This window comes from Phycisphaerae bacterium (assembly GCA_019636475.1).
In the GTDB taxonomy this organism is placed as follows: domain Bacteria; phylum Planctomycetota; class Phycisphaerae; order UBA1845; family UTPLA1; genus JADJRI01.
The window spans coordinates 26,102-42,755 of the sequence record JAHBXN010000007.1; the positions used below are offsets into that span (position 1 = coordinate 26,102).

Annotated in this window: 15 protein-coding genes, 2 tRNA genes and 1 pseudogene; 4 read left to right on the forward strand and 14 right to left on the reverse strand. The window is 58.3% G+C overall.

Annotation, left to right across the window (positions count from 1 at the left end):
• Positions 1–223: 223 nt before the first annotated feature.
• Together KF841_12140 and KF841_12145 are read right to left on the reverse strand one after the other, a co-directional pair.
• Positions 224–733, reverse strand: coding sequence for a hypothetical protein (locus KF841_12140; protein MBX3396106.1), 510 nt, complete (start codon positions 731–733; stop codon positions 224–226).
• Positions 734–771: 38 nt separating this feature from the next.
• Complete coding sequence (locus KF841_12145; protein MBX3396107.1) at positions 772–1,056, reverse strand: antibiotic biosynthesis monooxygenase; 285 nt, start codon at positions 1,054–1,056, stop codon at positions 772–774.
• A 177-nt stretch (positions 1,057–1,233) separates the two neighbouring features.
• Between KF841_12145 and KF841_12150 the strand changes: the two genes are divergently transcribed.
• Positions 1,234–1,320: transfer RNA gene (locus KF841_12150), tRNA-Ser, on the forward strand.
• A gap of 178 nt (positions 1,321–1,498) precedes the next feature.
• Here the strand turns inward: KF841_12150 and KF841_12155 are convergent.
• Positions 1,499–2,002: pseudogene (locus tag KF841_12155) on the reverse strand (site-specific integrase).
• Positions 2,003–2,076: 74 nt separating this feature from the next.
• On the opposite strand from KF841_12155, the gene KF841_12160 reads away from it, so the two are divergent.
• Positions 2,077–2,217 carry an IS3 family transposase gene (locus KF841_12160; protein ID MBX3396108.1) on the forward strand — a complete coding sequence of 47 codons (141 nt, stop codon included), beginning with the start codon at positions 2,077–2,079 and terminating at the stop codon, positions 2,215–2,217.
• Between the two features lie 72 nt (positions 2,218–2,289).
• On the opposite strand, the gene KF841_12165 is transcribed toward KF841_12160, so the two are convergent.
• The 3 genes from KF841_12165 to KF841_12175 form a co-directional block, all read right to left on the reverse strand.
• Complete coding sequence (locus KF841_12165; GenBank protein ID MBX3396109.1) at positions 2,290–3,213, reverse strand: hypothetical protein; 924 nt, start codon at positions 3,211–3,213, stop codon at positions 2,290–2,292.
• Positions 3,214–3,615: 402 nt separating this feature from the next.
• The gene (locus KF841_12170; protein ID MBX3396110.1) at positions 3,616–4,293 is read right to left on the reverse strand and encodes an HAD family hydrolase; all 678 of its coding nucleotides are present in this window, start codon (positions 4,291–4,293) and stop codon (positions 3,616–3,618) included.
• Between the two features lie 628 nt (positions 4,294–4,921).
• Positions 4,922–4,993: transfer RNA gene (locus tag KF841_12175), tRNA-Gly, on the reverse strand.
• 291 nt (positions 4,994–5,284) lie between these two features.
• On the opposite strand from KF841_12175, the gene purD reads away from it, so the two are divergent.
• On the forward strand, positions 5,285–6,631 hold the full coding sequence (purD, locus tag KF841_12180; protein MBX3396111.1) for a phosphoribosylamine--glycine ligase: 1,347 nt from the start codon (positions 5,285–5,287) through the stop codon (positions 6,629–6,631).
• A 59-nt stretch (positions 6,632–6,690) separates the two neighbouring features.
• Here the strand turns inward: purD and KF841_12185 are convergent, their stop codons facing one another.
• The 8 genes from KF841_12185 to KF841_12220 form a co-directional block, all read right to left on the reverse strand.
• Positions 6,691–7,029 (reverse strand): STAS domain-containing protein, encoded by a 339-nt coding sequence (locus tag KF841_12185; GenBank protein MBX3396112.1) that lies wholly within the window; start codon positions 7,027–7,029, stop codon positions 6,691–6,693.
• A 247-nt stretch (positions 7,030–7,276) separates the two neighbouring features.
• Complete coding sequence (locus KF841_12190) at positions 7,277–7,729, reverse strand: helix-hairpin-helix domain-containing protein (protein MBX3396113.1); 453 nt, start codon at positions 7,727–7,729, stop codon at positions 7,277–7,279.
• 27 nt (positions 7,730–7,756) lie between these two features.
• Positions 7,757–9,496 (reverse strand): hypothetical protein, encoded by a 1,740-nt coding sequence (locus KF841_12195; GenBank protein ID MBX3396114.1) that lies wholly within the window; start codon positions 9,494–9,496, stop codon positions 7,757–7,759.
• The gene (locus tag KF841_12200; protein MBX3396115.1) at positions 9,496–11,088 is read right to left on the reverse strand and encodes a hypothetical protein; all 1,593 of its coding nucleotides are present in this window, start codon (positions 11,086–11,088) and stop codon (positions 9,496–9,498) included. The genes KF841_12195 and KF841_12200 overlap by 1 nt, the downstream gene beginning before the upstream one ends.
• 517 nt (positions 11,089–11,605) lie before the next feature.
• Entirely contained in the window at positions 11,606–12,682 is a 1,077-nt protein-coding gene (gene rfbB, locus KF841_12205; protein MBX3396116.1) for a dTDP-glucose 4,6-dehydratase, read from the reverse strand.
• A complete protein-coding gene (locus tag KF841_12210) occupies positions 12,679–13,398 on the reverse strand; it encodes an NTP transferase domain-containing protein (GenBank protein MBX3396117.1) in 720 nt (239 codons plus the stop codon). The genes rfbB and KF841_12210 overlap by 4 nt, the downstream gene beginning before the upstream one ends.
• A 180-nt stretch (positions 13,399–13,578) precedes the next feature.
• A complete protein-coding gene (locus KF841_12215) occupies positions 13,579–14,487 on the reverse strand; it encodes an alpha/beta hydrolase (protein MBX3396118.1) in 909 nt (302 codons plus the stop codon).
• 87 nt (positions 14,488–14,574) lie between these two features.
• On the reverse strand, positions 14,575–15,456 hold the full coding sequence (locus KF841_12220) for a helix-turn-helix domain-containing protein (GenBank protein MBX3396119.1): 882 nt from the start codon (positions 15,454–15,456) through the stop codon (positions 14,575–14,577).
• 312 nt (positions 15,457–15,768) lie between these two features.
• Between KF841_12220 and KF841_12225 the strand changes: the two genes are divergently transcribed.
• Entirely contained in the window at positions 15,769–16,506 is a 738-nt protein-coding gene (locus tag KF841_12225) for an arginyltransferase (protein ID MBX3396120.1), read from the forward strand.
• The last annotated feature ends 148 nt before the right edge of the window (positions 16,507–16,654 follow it).

The following is a 16,654-nucleotide window of genomic DNA, read 5'->3' on the forward strand; positions in this document are numbered from 1 at the left end:
GCTGAACGGATCGATCGTTCCGCAAGCGCAGTCTTCAATGACGTGTCTGACTCTGGTGAAAAGTCGATCGGGACAACTTGCTTCGGTTCGCGATGCGGCGCTGGCAGGCAACGAAAAGCCTGCGGCAGTGGTCGATGCTAGAATAGCTTGCTGACTGAAGCGCGACCTATCTGGTAAGGGTGGAGTGGCAAGCCTGGACGGCTCGATGCACACCCGCGGTTCCTCACGGAGCGGCGAGCGTGCGCTCGACCGCTTCAGGCTTGTCTTCTTTTGCAGCCGCAGCGGGTCCCAAAGCGGCGCGAATGGACTCCATGACACGGTCGCGGTACTGAATCTGAATCGTGGATTCATCGATTTCCCACGACCCTGCCGGCCGTCGGTCGCGCCGAGTTATGAAGATGTATTTCGGCCCGCCGGCATGACCGCCGGGCGCATAGACGCCGAATCGTCCGACTTCCTCCCACGCGATTTCGATCCTTCCCGAGAGCCGAACAAATCGTGCTCCGGACGCGTGGAGGACCAGCCTGCGGCCATAGCCGTGAAGCAGACCGAACAGGGACATCGCGAGCACGGCGGCCGACGAGATTTTCATCCAAACCGGCGTGCCTGAAACCGTCAGCAGGAATGCCATCAGCGTGCCGATGGGCAGCATCACCAAAAGATACGCTGCAAGCGGCGTTCGGAAGTACGGCCACGTTTCGGTTCGAGGGCGTTCGGTGCCAGACTCTGACATGGGTAGGTCATTCGCCGGGTCGCGCGCACCGGCGGCGATCAATGGTCATAATAGGTATGTGTCGGCCGACCGGCGAGTATCTGTTCCTTGCCCCAGTTGGCAACGTTCCGGAAAGCGTCTGAGCCGATGAATGATTCGAAGGCGGCCTTGTCGCTCCATTCGGAAAGAATGACATAGCTCAGGGCATCGTCAATGTCGCGATACATTTTGGAGCCCGAGTGCCCTGCCATGTCACGCATGGCATGGATCACTTTCCGAAATGCGCTCTCGAACACTTCCTGCTTGCCCTGGAGCACTTTGTAGTTCATGCCGATCGTGACCATGTTGACGCCTCCGTGTCTGATACCGCCTTTCGGCGCGCGATCGTGGTGATCTCGGACGTTTCCTGGCAGAGCGGATCCGCCCATTGTCGACGCCGCGACGTCTTCGCGCGGCCCTATACAATGCGTTCACATCGGCCTATCTTAGTAAGGAAGCTACCGCACGCCAACGGCGCGCGTGGAGAGGTGTCCGAGTGGCTGAAGGTGCATGCTTGGAAAGCATGTGTACGGTAAAACGTACCGGGGGTTCGAATCCCCCCCTCTCCGTTTCATTTTCGAGGCCGTTCACAAACTCTTGAAACTCTCGCACTTGCGAAAGTTTCTCGATTGTTGACTGCCCGACTGCCCTCAAACTGCCCTCAAAACGCGAATCCGCATCACTCCGTTGCGAGAGCGATTCGGCTCCCGCCGCCAGCGCCAGCATCGCTTGCTGGCTGTCGTCGTCGTGCAGGTGATAGTAGAGATCGAGCATGTCGGACGACGAGTGGCCGAGCCATGCCAGGGCCTTGCGATGAGCGACGCCGTGATTGGCGCACAGACTGGCGAAATGATGCCGGAACGAGTGCAGCTTGAACTCGTCCGCCTTCTCAAACTCGCACGCCTTGCACAAATCCTTGAGGCGAGCGAGCAGCGTCCGCTCGCGGATCGTCGAAAACACAAGACCGGATTTTTTCGCCGGAGGGAGCAGATTGGCGATGCGAGGATGCACGGGCACGAACCGCTCGTCCTTATCCTTCGTCGTGCCGTTCGAGCCGCCGCGTCGGACGTGCAGCATCATCGGCTTGCCATCCTTGAGCCGTATATCCTCCCATCGGAGTTGCTCGACTTCGCCGATGCGAAGCCCGGCGTAGCCCATCATGGCGAAGGCGGTTTTTTCTTCTCCTAGCGCCTTTTCGATGAGCGATTCCACTTGAGCGGTCGTGAAGCATGGCTGAGGCTTGGCCTTCATCGACCAGCATCGCGGGCGATGTCGCCTGAGCTTCGTTTGCGAGGCCCTGGCGGTATGCGACGCTCAAACGGGAACTGATTAACCGGGATCGTTACGCGACACGCGACGAAGCCCGCCGGATCATATTCGAATGGATCGAGGTATTTTACAATCGCCAGCGGCTGCACTCGAGCCTGGGCTATCGGAGCCCGGCCGATTATGAAACTGCCGCATGAACACACTTAACAACGTGTCCCACTAATATGGGGAATACCATCTGACGAAACCAACATTGATCTCCGGTGAAGTCATTGGCTTGGAAGACTTCGGATGTCCACGCACACGAAATAGTCGTTGACAATCTTCACAATGTCGCCGTGCATCGCTTGGAGTGCATTCAACAGGCAGGCCTTCAGTTTTTCGGGAGAGCCGGGACTCGGCGGCGTAGCGAGAGGCCGCGGACCATATGCCCTCCGGCAATCGGCATTGCGGGCGATATGTTCATCCTGAGCCTTGATGACGCATTCGTCCATCTTCCCTTCGCAACTTTCGTCCGTCGGTGGATTCTGCTGTGCCGCCGTATGAAGACCAGCTACCAATTGTCCCATCCCGATGGTAGAGACGATCGAGGTCGCTCCGGTCGAAACGCCGGAGAATGACTTCATGACATAGCCCGCATCGACGCCCGATGCTTTCTCAGATTCCAATTTGGTGAGATAGTAGGCCCAGATCGTCTGACCAGCGTACCATACGTGCGATGCGACCGGCGCTTGCACAATCTGCAATGCCTCCGGTGGATTGGTGGCATCTTCCCGCCACCGGTGAATCATCGCATAACCTCCGGACTCTACATACGCGGCGAGCGCCGACGCATAAGCGGGCGATGCCTCCGCATGCCTCTCGGTCACTACAACACGATCCCACGCAAAAGCCGGAAGCGTGTCAATGAAAGAAGACTGCGATGTAACGATCTGCACGTCGACATTGGCGTGATACGCCGACCACGCATGGGCGTACGACCAGACCATGGCCCCGGGGGTGTTGTCTGTGTAGAGTAAAATGCGCTTAGCCGGTCCGTTTGGTGCTTCGTCGCCATGCACCGCTGTCCCAAGACTACAGGCGAGTGAAAAGCAGACCACGATGCAGTATCCGATCCCTGAGAGAGGCAGATGCGTGCGAGTGTGTTTTGAAACCGGTTGTACTGCGACTGCTACGCAAGGTTTCGCCGCCATTTGAGTTCCTCCATTTAATGTTGACCATGAGCTTCCTACCATCCCGAGACAAAAATCCTCAGGACACGTGAGGCGTATTGGTAACTATCAAATAGCGTCGGCTGGGTTGAATACTGCGTTTTCAGCCGAATTCTAGCACGATATGATTCCGCGGAACTACAAACAACACAGCATAAATACGCTAACGGCACCGATGTAAGCCCTATCTTATCCTCCCCCCCCCCAAAAAAAACAAGCAAAATATTTAACGAATTTCCGCAAAATGCTCCCGCCCTGGGAATGCCCCTCCTCCGCGTTGCCTGGGATATCAGTGGGCGGCGTTCCGAAGCATCCGGCATCGCGTAACCATAGAACAGTATGCCACTCGTCTGACAGCCAGCCCGTTCACTTGGCGTGAGCCGCTCACACTCGCCACGACGCCAGCCCCATCAGGTCATCGAACTCATGGTCCGGCGTATGGGTACCGATGTCGTGAATGCGGTGCGATCGATTGATCCAGACACTGCGGATGCCCGCGACCATCGCCCCGCCGACGTCGCTGTGCAGCGAATCGCCCGCGTGGATGACGCGGTCGCGACGCCAGCCGGTCTGCGCCAGCGCTGCCTCGAAGATGCGCCGATCGGGCTTGTAGGACCGCGTCGATTCCGACGTGACGATGTGATCGACGCGCAGGCCGTGCGTCGCGACGACGGCCTCGGCATCGGCATGGTCGGCGTTGGATACGATACAGACGGGGAACTTCACCGATTCGAGAAAGGCTTTCGCGTCCGGCTGAAGCGGCGGGCTCCGCCAATACTCCTGAAGCATCAGACAGTACGGCTCCGGATCCATCGCGACCCCAAGCTGCGCCATCGTGTCCACCAGCGTCCTGCGCTCTACATCGAGAAGTGTCATAAATTCGGCACCATTGCAGAAATCCAGAAAGTGAAAGAATCGGTCGCCCCATGCGATAGCCAGTTCGTGCGCCGAGAGCTTCACACCGGTGTCGCGAACAACCTCAGTGCAGACGCGCTCCACTGCATCGCGGTCGCCCGACGTCAGCGTGCCGTACATATCGAGAAAAATGCCATCGAGTTCCATGAGATGGTATCATACCGGAATCCCGCGTCCGGCGGCCGGGCCGTCTTGTCGCAGCGAACACCCTCGAAAAATCGCAATTCCTGCCGGGCTGGATCTCGAAAAGGCCGCGTCGAACCGTCTGGGGCCAACCACGATCGACGCTTTTGATTAATCAGTGGGCTATCAATTCGAGGCTCCCCGCCTCCGCGGTCGCTTCGAATCTGCACTCCGATAGTTTGACCAATACGCCGCTCCGCCGAACGAGCGTGGTTTGACTCCGTGGCCCAGCCCCGACCGCGCTTCCATGCGTTGCTCGTTCTTCGGCAGTAGCCATTGCAGTCACCACGTCGGCCGCACAGGGCAAACTGGAATCATCCCACGCAAAATTTCTCAAAGGTGACAGTGCGGTCGAGCGCCGAAGCGGGACCGTGCCGGCAGGAACGGGCGGCGCGACCGGAACACACGGCAGGCCGGGCAAGCAGGACCCTGAGGCTTCAACGCTTGCACCAATGCTCGCACCAAACCTAGGCCCATGTGGTCATTCCGAAGCTGCTGGTGACAAATCGACGACATCGTTCGCCGAATGCGAAATCGTCGAAAATGCCTTAAATCATGGGGAAATGTCAACTGCCGACATGCACGGTCACAAAGCGGGCGACGAGACTCGAACTCGCAACGTCCAGCTTGGAAGGCTGGTGCTCTACCATTGAGCTACACCCGCGAGATGGTGGCATACCACCATCACCGATCCGCCGCGATTATCCGCTCGATTCGCCAATCTCGCAAGTTAGCGGCAGCCCCTTCCGTCGTAATCGACATTCGGACTTCAGAGAATTTTTAAGCCGCGATCTCCGATTCCGACCAGGGCCGGCCACGGCAAATCACCGCCCTCTGCTCAGCCGCGTGCCGCTTCCATCATACGGCGGTTCCGCTAAGATGCTATGTTTTTCGGTCATGATCGGTGCCCGTGCTGAACGGCACGGCACCGCAGCAACAGCGAGTACCCAACCGAATGAAAATACTGGTTGTCGGAGGCGGTGGGCGCGAACACGCCCTATGTTGGAAGCTGGCGCAATCGGCGCGCCGGCCGCAGATTTTTTGCGCCCCGGGAAATGCGGGCACCGGCTCTCTGGCAAAGAACATCCCCATCGCCGCCGAAGATGTCGCCGGCCTTAAGGCGTTCGCTACGAAGGAGCGGATAGACCTGACGATCGTCGGCCCGGAAGCGCCGCTATGTGCAGGAATTGTCGATGAGTTCGTGTCGGCAGGCCTTCGCATCTTCGGCCCCACCAAGGCAGCTGCTCGCATCGAGGGCGACAAAGCCTACGCCAAGCGACTCATGCGGGAGGCGGGCGTCCCCACGGCCGAAGCGCGCATTTTCGAACCGACGCAGCAGGAATTGATTTTCGCCAGGCGCACCAAGGAAGGAGAGGATCCCCCACCGAAGATCGATCGCGGCTTCGACATGGCTTATCGATATGTTGCATCACGCGACGAGGGCGTCGTCGTAAAGGCGAGTGGGCTCGCGGCTGGCAAGGGTGTTTTTGTCCACGAAGACCCGGCCGATGCACTCGTCACGCTCGAACGGTTGATGCTGAAAAAGGAACTGGGCGAAGCCGGCATGAAAGTCGTGGTCGAGGAAATCCTCCAGGGTCCCGAAGTCAGCGTCCTGGCACTCGTTGACGGTCGGAATATCTACATCCTCGAATCAGCCGCGGATCATAAGCGCCTCGGCGAGCAGGACACCGGCCCCAACACGGGCGGCATGGGTGCATTCAGTCCATCGGGGCTGCTGACCGAAAACGACCTCGCGATCATCGAACGCGATGTGTTCGTCCCGATCATTGACGCACTGCGGCGTGAGGAAATCGAATACAAGGGCGTGCTCTACGCTGGCATGATCATCACCGCCGGCGGACCCAAGGTGCTGGAATTCAACTGTCGATTGGGTGATCCCGAAACTCAGCCGCTGATCATGCGGCTCGAAACCGATTTGATTGAAGCAATTGACGCCGTGATCGACGGGCAGCTCGATCAGATTCAGCTTGAATGGAAGCGGTCCGCGGCCTTGTGCGTGGTCATGGCGTCCGGAGGATATCCGGGTCCCTATGACCGAGGTGTACCGATTGAAGGGCTGAACGCCGCCGCAGAGTTACCCGACGTGCAGGTGTTCCATGCCGGCACGGCGCGAACGCCCGAAGGTCTCACCGTCTCGGACGGCGGGCGCGTGCTCGGAGTCACGGCCCTGGGCGAAGATGTTCATCAGGCGCGTCAGCGTGCCTATGAAGCGGTGCGGGCGATTTCATTCAAGGGCGCGGTTTTCCGCGGTGACATCGGCATGCGGGTGTCAAATCGGTGACGATCGGGCCCCTGCGCAGAAGGTGACGTTCACGCGTCGCGATCGATTTCAGCGGAGCATCAGGCCTCGAGCTGAACGCTCGCCAATCCACTGGCGACGTTGTCACAGAATTCGAAAATCTTATCCAGACCGGTGACGAGAAACACGCCCCAGACGCCCGTATTGATTGCGCAAAGACGCAGCTTGCCGCTGCCCGAACCCAGCATGTGCTTGCGAAGCTTCAGCAACTTGGCGATGTTTGATGAGTTCAGGTAATTCACGTTGGCGAAGTCCAGCACGACATTGCAATTCTGTCGCGATTCGATCATTTCCTGAATCAGATTCAGATCTTCGGAAAAAAGCGGATCGTCCTGCAACTCGCCGACGATGATGTTCTCAGACCAATTCTTGACGGCCATCGCTGCTCCATCCGGGTCATCCGCCCATCCGGAGTGGCAACACTGCCCTCCGCCGAGCCGGAACAGCCTTCCCAGCGCCCGCATACGGTCGGCTGACTGGCGACAGTCGACCGCAGAAAACCTGGGCGAGGTCCGGACACCTGCGGACCGTATCCCGAGCCGCGCGGGGTGTCAATAACGCGGGGTACCCGCGCGCGGACTGCGTCCCTGCGACAGGCATCCCAGCAAGCCGCCCTGATGAAGTGGATCATTCAAAAGTCAGAAATGGCCCGATGCGGGCGAGCGTCTGCGACCCGATGCCGCGAATTGCCAGCAAATCGACTGGACCGTTGAAAATGTGGCCGGCCCTCGTGCCGCCCCCCGCCTCGGAGCAACGAAGTTCCCGATATTCCACAACACGCTTGCCCACGCTCGCACCAAGGCCCGGCAACAAGGCAATTTCCGACCAACTCGCGGTATTCGGGTTGATTCCACGTCGCACACCGTCCGCGAGCCGGGGTTCGACCGACGAATCGCTTCGGTCCCCGATCGGCGTGCCTCTGATGCCCCCGATTGCGGCCAGACACAGCGCCACTGCCACATATGTGACATCCACGAGGCGAACTCGCTCGATCCGGCGGCGCTGTTCCCCCGCAATCGAGCGGGAATCAGCGGCCCGATTGATGTAATTCCGGAGCGAATCACGTGTCTCAGTGAACATCGCGCTTTCCGAAGCGTCGCATTCAACCTATTTTTGTCGGCCACCCTGCTTCGTCGCTTCAGGCTTTAGCAGCCTGGCCGCGCCGACCTCCTCCAGCCGCGTCAGGTCCGTCCAGAACGTGCCGTCGCCCGCGTAGATCAACTTGATCGAATTCGGCTGAAAACTCTCCGCAAAGGTAAAAAGGTTATACGCCTGCGGAGAACCAAAGGCCTCGACAAGCATCCGATAGCCCTGTGCTTCGGCATCCTTCCTGAATCGCTCCACATCCGCTTTGGCCTGACCGAGAATTTCCGTGCGCCGGGCATCGAGCGTCGCAACCTGCTGCTGGATGGTCGCAACCTCCAGCTCGGCCCGCGCGCCGATTTCAGCCGCCTGCTTCTCGCCGTCGGCTATGACATCCGCCACCATCACGCGCGTTTCGGCGTTGATCGATTCACGTGCGATATCGACCTTCTTTTTCACTTCCTCAAGCTGCGCTTTGACAACCGCCGCCTCACGCTGTTTGTCCTTGGTGAGTTGACTCTCCATCGCGATGTAGCTCTGCTGAATGGTTCGCTTGAGGTCTTCCATCACGCTGCCGCCGAGTTCGCCACCGGTTGGCGCGTGCACCTCGATTTCGCGAACAAGCGCGAGCAGGACTTCGATATTCTTGGCGCGGCAGATTCGCTGGAGTTCGGCCGTCAGGTCCTGTTGAAATTTCTCGCGTTTTTCGCCCTGTATGAAGTCGCGTGCAGCGTAGGTCGAACCAATGTTCCGACAAATCGATCGCAACTGAGGCACAATGACCTTGTCGAGAACGCCGTCGACATTGCCGAATTCGTTGATGATCTCCGCTGCATGACTCGGATCAATTCCCCATACCACGGTCACGCCGACGGAAATCATGAATCCGGTATCCGACGGAAATGAAATCTGCTCCGTCGCATCGGTCTGCATGTGCAACTGGGAATATTCATTAAAACCGATTTCAACAAGGGTCACTTTCTGGACACGCGGGTTGATGAAGTAGATTCCCGGCTGCAAAACATCGCGCTGCGTGCCGCGCTGACCCGCCTCGGCCAACGGTCGAACGTGCATCTCGAGTTCGGGTTGCGTCGATGCAATCTCGTCATCGCTGTCGCGCGCACTGGTTCGGCTGGTATCCGTGACATCCGGCACGATGCGTTCTGCCGCATTCGACGAGGCACGAGAATCCATCAAATTGGTGACGACGCCGACAAAACCGGTCGGGACGAATGTCGCCGGATAGAGTTCGACCGAGTACACGTTCGGGTTCAACTTGTAGGTGCCAGGCGTCAGCACTTCTTCCAGAATGCCCTGATACCCGCTGGATCGCTTGACCACGAGACGACCCTCAGGCGCCTTCTTCCCGACACGTCGCGTTACGACACCGATGCGCGGCAGATGCTCGACCACCTGATCCATCATCTTCCGAACCGCGTCAGGCTGATAAGCTGGAACCATTGATCGAAAGGTCCATTTTGTCGGGTCGCCGGCGGGGATGACCGTCTGCGGCACGAGTTTCCATTCGTAACGAAGGGGATCGCGGAAATGACGTCCGGGGCCCAGCACCTCCACCTGAATTCCGCGCTGCTGCGGTTCTGTCGCGACCGACTCGCTGCCCGGAAGGGGTTCGCCGGTTTTCTTGATCAACACGGCGCACATTCCCGCTGGCACATAAATTCGGCAGGTCATCCATGCGACGATGCCGGTGACGCCCGTACCCAGCAATGCGATGCCGACAATGATAAGAACGATTTTCCGCATTACTTTCGCTCCTCCGTTTTCACGGCCGACGACATCTTGAACGACTGGAACTGCTTGAAAATGTCCGCAAAAGTCCCCTCGGTATTGGAAACGATCGACTGAATGGCCGGCGCCGTTTTTTGCAGGAAGAAGTGCTGTGCGTAGGCGGCTCCGTCACCAAAGGCCGCGACGGACTTCGCCAGCGGTTCGGCCTTTGCCTGAAATCCGAAAAGGATCACCTTGGCCTCGGCTTCACCGCGGGAACGCAGAGCGGCCGCTTCCTTTTCGGCTGCCTCGAGTTGCAGCTTGGCGACCTCGAGCGCCCGATTCGCCTGCGTGACGGATACGACCTTGCCCTGTTCGGCATCTTTTGTCATCGTGACGACATTGCGTCTGGCATCGCCCAGTGCGGTATTGCGGCCCGCCATTTCCTGCTGTTCGACCAGCAAAGCCTCGCTTTTCGCTTCTTCCATGCGATTCGTGGATCGTTCGATTTCCTGATCCGCCTGCTCTCGCTGACTGATGAGCGCCGCGATTTCGCTCGGCGGTTGAATATCCCGAACCAGGGCCGCCCTGATATCAATGCCCTGCTTCCAGCACTCGTCCTTCAATTCGGTCAACAGCCGCGTTTGAAACGCCGACCGCGTCCGGCCGCTGATGAATTCCCTCGCCTTGAGCTTGGAGCCCTGAATGCGAGCGATACTGCGAGCATTCGGAAGAATAATCTTGTTCAGAATGTCATCCACATCACCGTACGCGACCGTCACTTCGGCCACCCGGTCCGGCCGGATGGCCCATTCAATGGTGCCTTCAATCGTAATGGTGAAACTGTCGCTCGACGGGAAGTAGATCGCGTCATTCCCGACGGTGTCATACTTGTGGCTGCGAATATCAACAATGTCGATTCGCTTCAAATAGGGATTGAAATACTCCAATCCCGGCGGAAGTGTTTCGCGCTGGACGCCCTTTTCACCAGGCGCCACGGTGTAGGTGTTCTTCACCTTCGGCTCATTGCCTGAGAGGAGCGTTACGACTCCGACATGTCCTTCCGGAATGGAGATCGCCGGGTACTTCTGAACGTCGTACGCCAGCAGATTCACATCATGTCGGCCCGGGCCGAGCACCTGCGCGACGGGCCCCCGTTCGTCCGGCTCCGTCGCGACGGTCTTCGGATATGGTAACGGTCTGCCAAATTTCCGAATCAACACGCCCACCTGTCCCTGTTCAATAATTGTCGTGTCGATGACCCGAGGCTCGCGCGACCACGGATTGGGAAAGTACCGGCCTTCCTTGTTCACTTCGTACTGAATGCCCTTGTACCCTTCGCGAACGGCCTGCTCGCTATTGCCGGTTGACGCCGCAATTCCCGCCACGAGTTCCGGATAGAGAATCACCTGATCGCCGTAATCGTCATACAGCGTCTTCGGCAGGTCCTCACCGGATTTATTCACCAACACCAGCAGTTTGTTCGTGCCCACCTCGACCCGAATGACAAACCACAAAACGAACAGACCGAAGACGATCAACGCGATCGCTCCGATGGCGAGCATTGTGAAAATCGGCAGCTTCGCCAGATTGACTCTTCCAATAGACTTGCTCGGCGCTCCTGACATTACTGCCTCCTCAACTCGCAATCCTCTGTGCTAAAGTCCACCGGGCGGTACCCGATCTCCGCCGGTGCGTTCAATGCGACCTGTCTTGGTCCGGCACCCGTGGGAGGAATCGCGCATCGATGCGCGACCCCAAGCCTATTCAATCCGCTTGCCGCATTTTCCGCAGAATGATCCATCCTGCGTATTCAGATGCCCGCAGCCTTCGCAACGTCGATATTTCGAGGCCGCCCCGACCGAATCATTCGCAGGTCTTCTGCCCGATTTCCGCTGCAAACGATTTGCCGTGCCCACACGATACAGGATGATCAGCCCGGCGGATACCGCCGCCAGCGACACAATGATGATGATCCGCGTCATCTAACCGGCCTCGCACACAACGACCCGGCCGGGATCGTCTCGTTTCGTCCAAAGTATAACGCTACCCGAGCAGACCTGTGATTATAATCCGCACGTTCGTTTCAACCGCACGATTGCAAGCCGTTTGAATGCCAATCAGACGGGCTGCGACTTTGCGCACTCATCCGTTTGAACCATACATCCTGTTGTAGTAATCCCGGTAAGCGCCCGACGTGACTCGATCCAGCCAGGCATCATTTGAGATATACCACTGGATTGTTCGCTGCAATCCGTCTTCAAATGTAACCGTTCGTCTCCAGCCCAGTTCGCTTTCGATTCGAGAACAATCGATCGCGTACCGATAGTCATGACCGGGACGATCCTTGACGAATGTGATCAGGGATTCCGGCTTGTTCATCATTCGCAGGATGGCTTTGACAACATCGATGTTCCGCCGTTCGCTGCTGCCGCCTATATTGTAGGTGCGGCCCGGCCTTCCCTTCGTCAATGCCGCCCAAATCGCCGAACAATGATCCTCGACGTACAGCCAATCCCGCACGTTGCGGCCGTCTCCGTAGACGGGCAACGGCCGATCCAGTCGCGCATTATTGATCATGAGCGGGATCATCTTTTCAGGAAATTGATAGGGTCCGTAGTTGTTCGAGCATCGCGTAATCAAGACAGGAAGCCCGTACGTCGTGCCGAAGGCGGAGACAAGATGATCAGCTGCCGCTTTACTGGCACTGTACGGTGAGTGCGGGTCAAGTGGCGTCAGCTCGGAGAACAGCCCTTCGTTTCCGAGCGAACCATACACTTCATCGGTGCCGACCTGAAGGAATCGCAGATTTCCGCAGGATCTCGCCGCTTCGAGCAGACTCAGCGTCCCCTGGACGTTGGTGCGAATGAAGGGAGCCGCACCTTCAATCGACCGGTCTACATGGCTTTCCGCGGCAAAATTCACGATCGCATCGACACCGTGCCGGTGACACAGCGCTACCACCGTCGCCGTCTCGCAGATATCCGCCCTGGCGAAGACGTACCGCGGCTCATCGGCTGTCACGTCCGCCAGATTTTCGAGATTTCCGGCGTAGGTGAGGCAGTCGAGGTTGATGATGCGGGTGCCGCCGGTTTCCCCGGTTCGAGCAAGCACATGGCGAATGAAATTCGAACCGATGAATCCCGCTCCGCCGGTGACCAGAACGCACTTCGGCGAGAAACCATCCTGCTGACCTGCCTGAGATGCGGAGACTCCGTTCACGCTGTCCCTTCCCGCTCAATCAACTGATTCACCCGCGCAAGGGACTCAAACGTGCCGGCATCACTCCACCAGCCCCTGATGAAGCCGTGCGATAAGTCGCCCCGCTGAAGATACGCATTGTTTACGTCGGTAATCTCCAATTCGCCCCGACCCGACGGTTTCAGCGCGCGCACCATGTCGAACACGTCCGCGTCATAAAAATAAAAGCCCGTGACGGCATAGGAAGACCGTGGCCGGCTCGGCTTCTCTTCAATGCCAACGATTCGGTCATCACGAAGTTCCGCCACGCCGAAGCGATGCGGATCGGTGACTTCCTTAAGAAGAACGCGTGCTCCGCTGGATTGCTTCGAAAACCGGATGGCCTCGTCCGCGAGAGAATCGCAGGTGATGTTGTCACCGAGAATCACAAAGACCTTCTGACCGCCCGCAAAGTTTTCAGACAACCCGAGCGCCTGAGCGATTCCACCCGCCTCATCCTGGACCTTGTAGGTAAACCGAACGCCGAATTCCCTGCCCGAACCCAACAGACCGACCACATCTCCCATGTGTTCAACGCCTGTCACGATCAGGATTTCCTCGATGCCCGCGCCCCGAAGCTGTTCAATTGGGTAGTAGATCATCGGCATTCGACCGACCGGCAGCAGATGTTTGTTCGTGACCTTGGTCAACGGCCACAACCGCGATCCGGTGCCGCCCGCCAGAACAATGCCCTTTATCGTCGAACCCATTCGGAGCTCCTTGAAACGCAATCCGGCCTATTGTTGACGAGAAGCGCACGGGTATCAATTCCGATGCTTATCGGCATCGTCGGGACGCCGCGCCGCCGCCCATGAGCCGATCAGGCGTCGATGCACTCGGCCGCCTTGACGTGGAGGGCGACGTTGAGAAGTGAGGCATTACCGATTCAGAAACCCGGTGACCGTGCTGACGAATTTCTGCGGTTCTTCATCCATCGGCAGATGACCCGACTGATCGAAGCGCACGAACTGAGATCCAGTCAGTTGCTTGTGAAGATTCTCACCGACGGAAATCGGGATGATGTTGTCGTGCTCACCCCAGATGATCAAGGCGGGCTGCCTCACATCGCGATAGGCAAAATCAAGTGGATCGCCGGCGGAACCTCCGAGAAGTCCCTCGATCGCTCGGCCCAGACCCTCGATGCGAATCCGCGAATAGTATGCCGAAACGAACTCATCCGTGACGACCTGAGGTCGATAGACACTGGAAGTCAGTCCCCGCCGGACTGTGTCCTCGCTGACTACGAATGTCTGAATCAGCGCGGATGCCAGCGGCAGCAGTTCTCTCGGAATACCTGATGAACCGCCCGTGCGCGGCCCGGCGCCATCGACCGCAATGACGGACGTCACACGATTGCGCTCCTGCACCGCCAACAGCATCGCAATGCCCGCGCCATACGAGTGCCCTAGAACGTGCGCTTCGCGAACGCCGAGGCGATCCATCAGTCCGGTGACCAGCGCGACCTGGCCCCGCGGCGAGTAGGGTTCCGCACCGAATGGTCTCTCGGTGTATCCGAAGCCGTTCAAGTCGACGGCGATCACATCGAAGGATTTTGCGAGCCCGTCCATGACCTGCCGGTATGAGAAGGTGGAACCCGCGAAGCCGTGGATAAGAATCAGTGAATCGCCGCTGCCCTTGCGTTCGAAATGGACCCACTGCTCACCGACCTTCACAAACTCGTGGCGCGGTACGGTTTCAAGGATGGTTGCATACGGCGTCAAAGCAATGCAGCCGCCGCCCGTGAAGCAGCACGCGATCGCGATAGACGGACCTGCAAGGAGCTTCATCCCTTTCCTCCAGCGGACTTCGCTCGACGCGAATTGTCCATTCCAGACTCGACATCGGACGCTAATGAAACGTCGGCATTCTGTCCCTCAGTGAATGCCACCTGAGAGGTTCAGTCCGGTCGCGAATGCAACGAGTTCCATCATGGATCGGCCGACAAAGACACCTCGATCCGGCGATATCTTAACCTCACCGGCCGCAACGCCCCCCAATGCCAGATGCACGCCCAACGATTGCAGTTCACTTGCCAGTTGAGCCATTTGCGAACTGAGCGTCCTCGGATTCTGCGCGATACTGATGCTGACCCAGACAAATGTCGGTTTGTGGGTCTCAACGGCCGTCAGAAAGGAATGGATGGGCGTATCGGGACCCAGGTTTATCGCTCGAAAACCATCTGACGCGAGTACGACCGATGTTGCCAGTGATGAGAGCAGATGGGAATCGCCTGGCGGTGCGCCGCCAATCGCTACGGCACCGTCAGCCGGCGGCTCGAACATCGATCGGATTCTTGAGAGTGCCTGAATGCAAATATCCGAAGCACGATGCTCCAGGAAGATCCCGTCTCCGTTTCGATGCTTCCACAACTCACCGATCTTCGACATGGCGGCGGACAGCGGCCCGTCACAGATTGATGCGACGGAGTGACCGCGCAGATAAAGCGAAAGCAGCAGCCCTCGAGCGCGCGGCGCGTCGCCGGTCAGCAGGGCCTGTAAGAGGTTTTCGTCGGTTTTTTCGACTGGCACATCCTGGGCCGAGCTGCTGGCTTCGGGGGGCAATCCCAGAACGTCGGGATGAACAATCGGGGTCTGGCTTTGACGAATGAAACGCAGAACCTCGTCGATCGCGATTCGCCGATGTCCCCCGCTGGTTTTTGTGGCGACGATGAGTCCATCATCAACCCACCGTTTGATCGAAGACTCGCTCACGCCAATGGCATAAGCCAGATCTTTCGGAGAGACAACAGGTTTCACAGACTCCTCCAGATTGCCCGCACCTCTACATGATAGTTACTCGCATGCCATTAGAAAATGGATTTGCACGAAATTTCGTTCACCGCTTTGATTCCGGTCGGATTGCTGCCGCTGGACCGAATCTTCCGAGACGATCGACGTTAACCTGCGGCGGATTCGCACGGCGAGGAGCAGGCAGAATAATCCGGACTCCGTTTATCAACAATATCGACAGAATGGTACTGTGTCGAAGAACTTGGACGAAAATCCCGATCCGGCTCCCATGCTGGGATTGATTCCTCGAATGCCATCCGACGAGAATTCCCATCGCCCATGGACAAGCCATACAACGACTCGAATGACTCGGCGGACGCGACGCACGGGATTCGCCTGCACCTTTACGTGGGAGAGGCTCAGCCGTGCGCTTACCTTCCTGGCCGCGCTGCGACCAACGAGTTTGTGTACCTCGATGGACTCGGTTCGAGTGTTTACCAGAATCTGATGGACCTCGGGTTTCGTCGAAGCGGCGACGTCGCCTATCGACCGCGCTGCGACGGGTGCGTCGAGTGCGTGCCGATTCGGGTGCCGGTGAATGACTTCAAGGCCACCCGATCGCAGCGCCGATCGGTCCGCAAGAATCGTGACGTTCGGATTTCGATCACGCGGCCTCAGGCATCAGACGAGAAGTGGGACATGTACCGCTCGTACCTCGCGGAACAGCACGATGGAACGATGAGCGATGATCGTGAGTCGTTCGAGCGATTTCTCTACCGGTCCCCCATCGACACGATTGAAATGACTTACCATATCGATGGCGACCTGGTCGGTGTCGGCATTCTTGATGTCACCCCTTCCTGCCTGTCTTCCGTTTACTTCTACTTCGATCCGAACCATTCCCGCCGCAGCCTTGGCGTGTTTTCGGTGATCATGGAGATTGAAGAATGCCGCCGGCGCGGGCTGCCGTACTGGTACGGCGGATACCATGTCGCGGAGTGTCAGCGAATGGCCTACAAGGCCGATTTTCGTCCGAATGAGCGGCTTGGAGCCGACAGTCGGTGGCATCGGGAGTGACAGCGGAGCGGAGCGCTTTCGGATAATGGGAATTTTTTCCGCGATTTTATTGAATGGTCCGGATTGAGCTGAACTCTTCGATGCCGCGCGTCGATATCTGGTTCGCCGCGGAGCGGCCCGCACACTCGCGGAAGCTCGTACGGAGTAC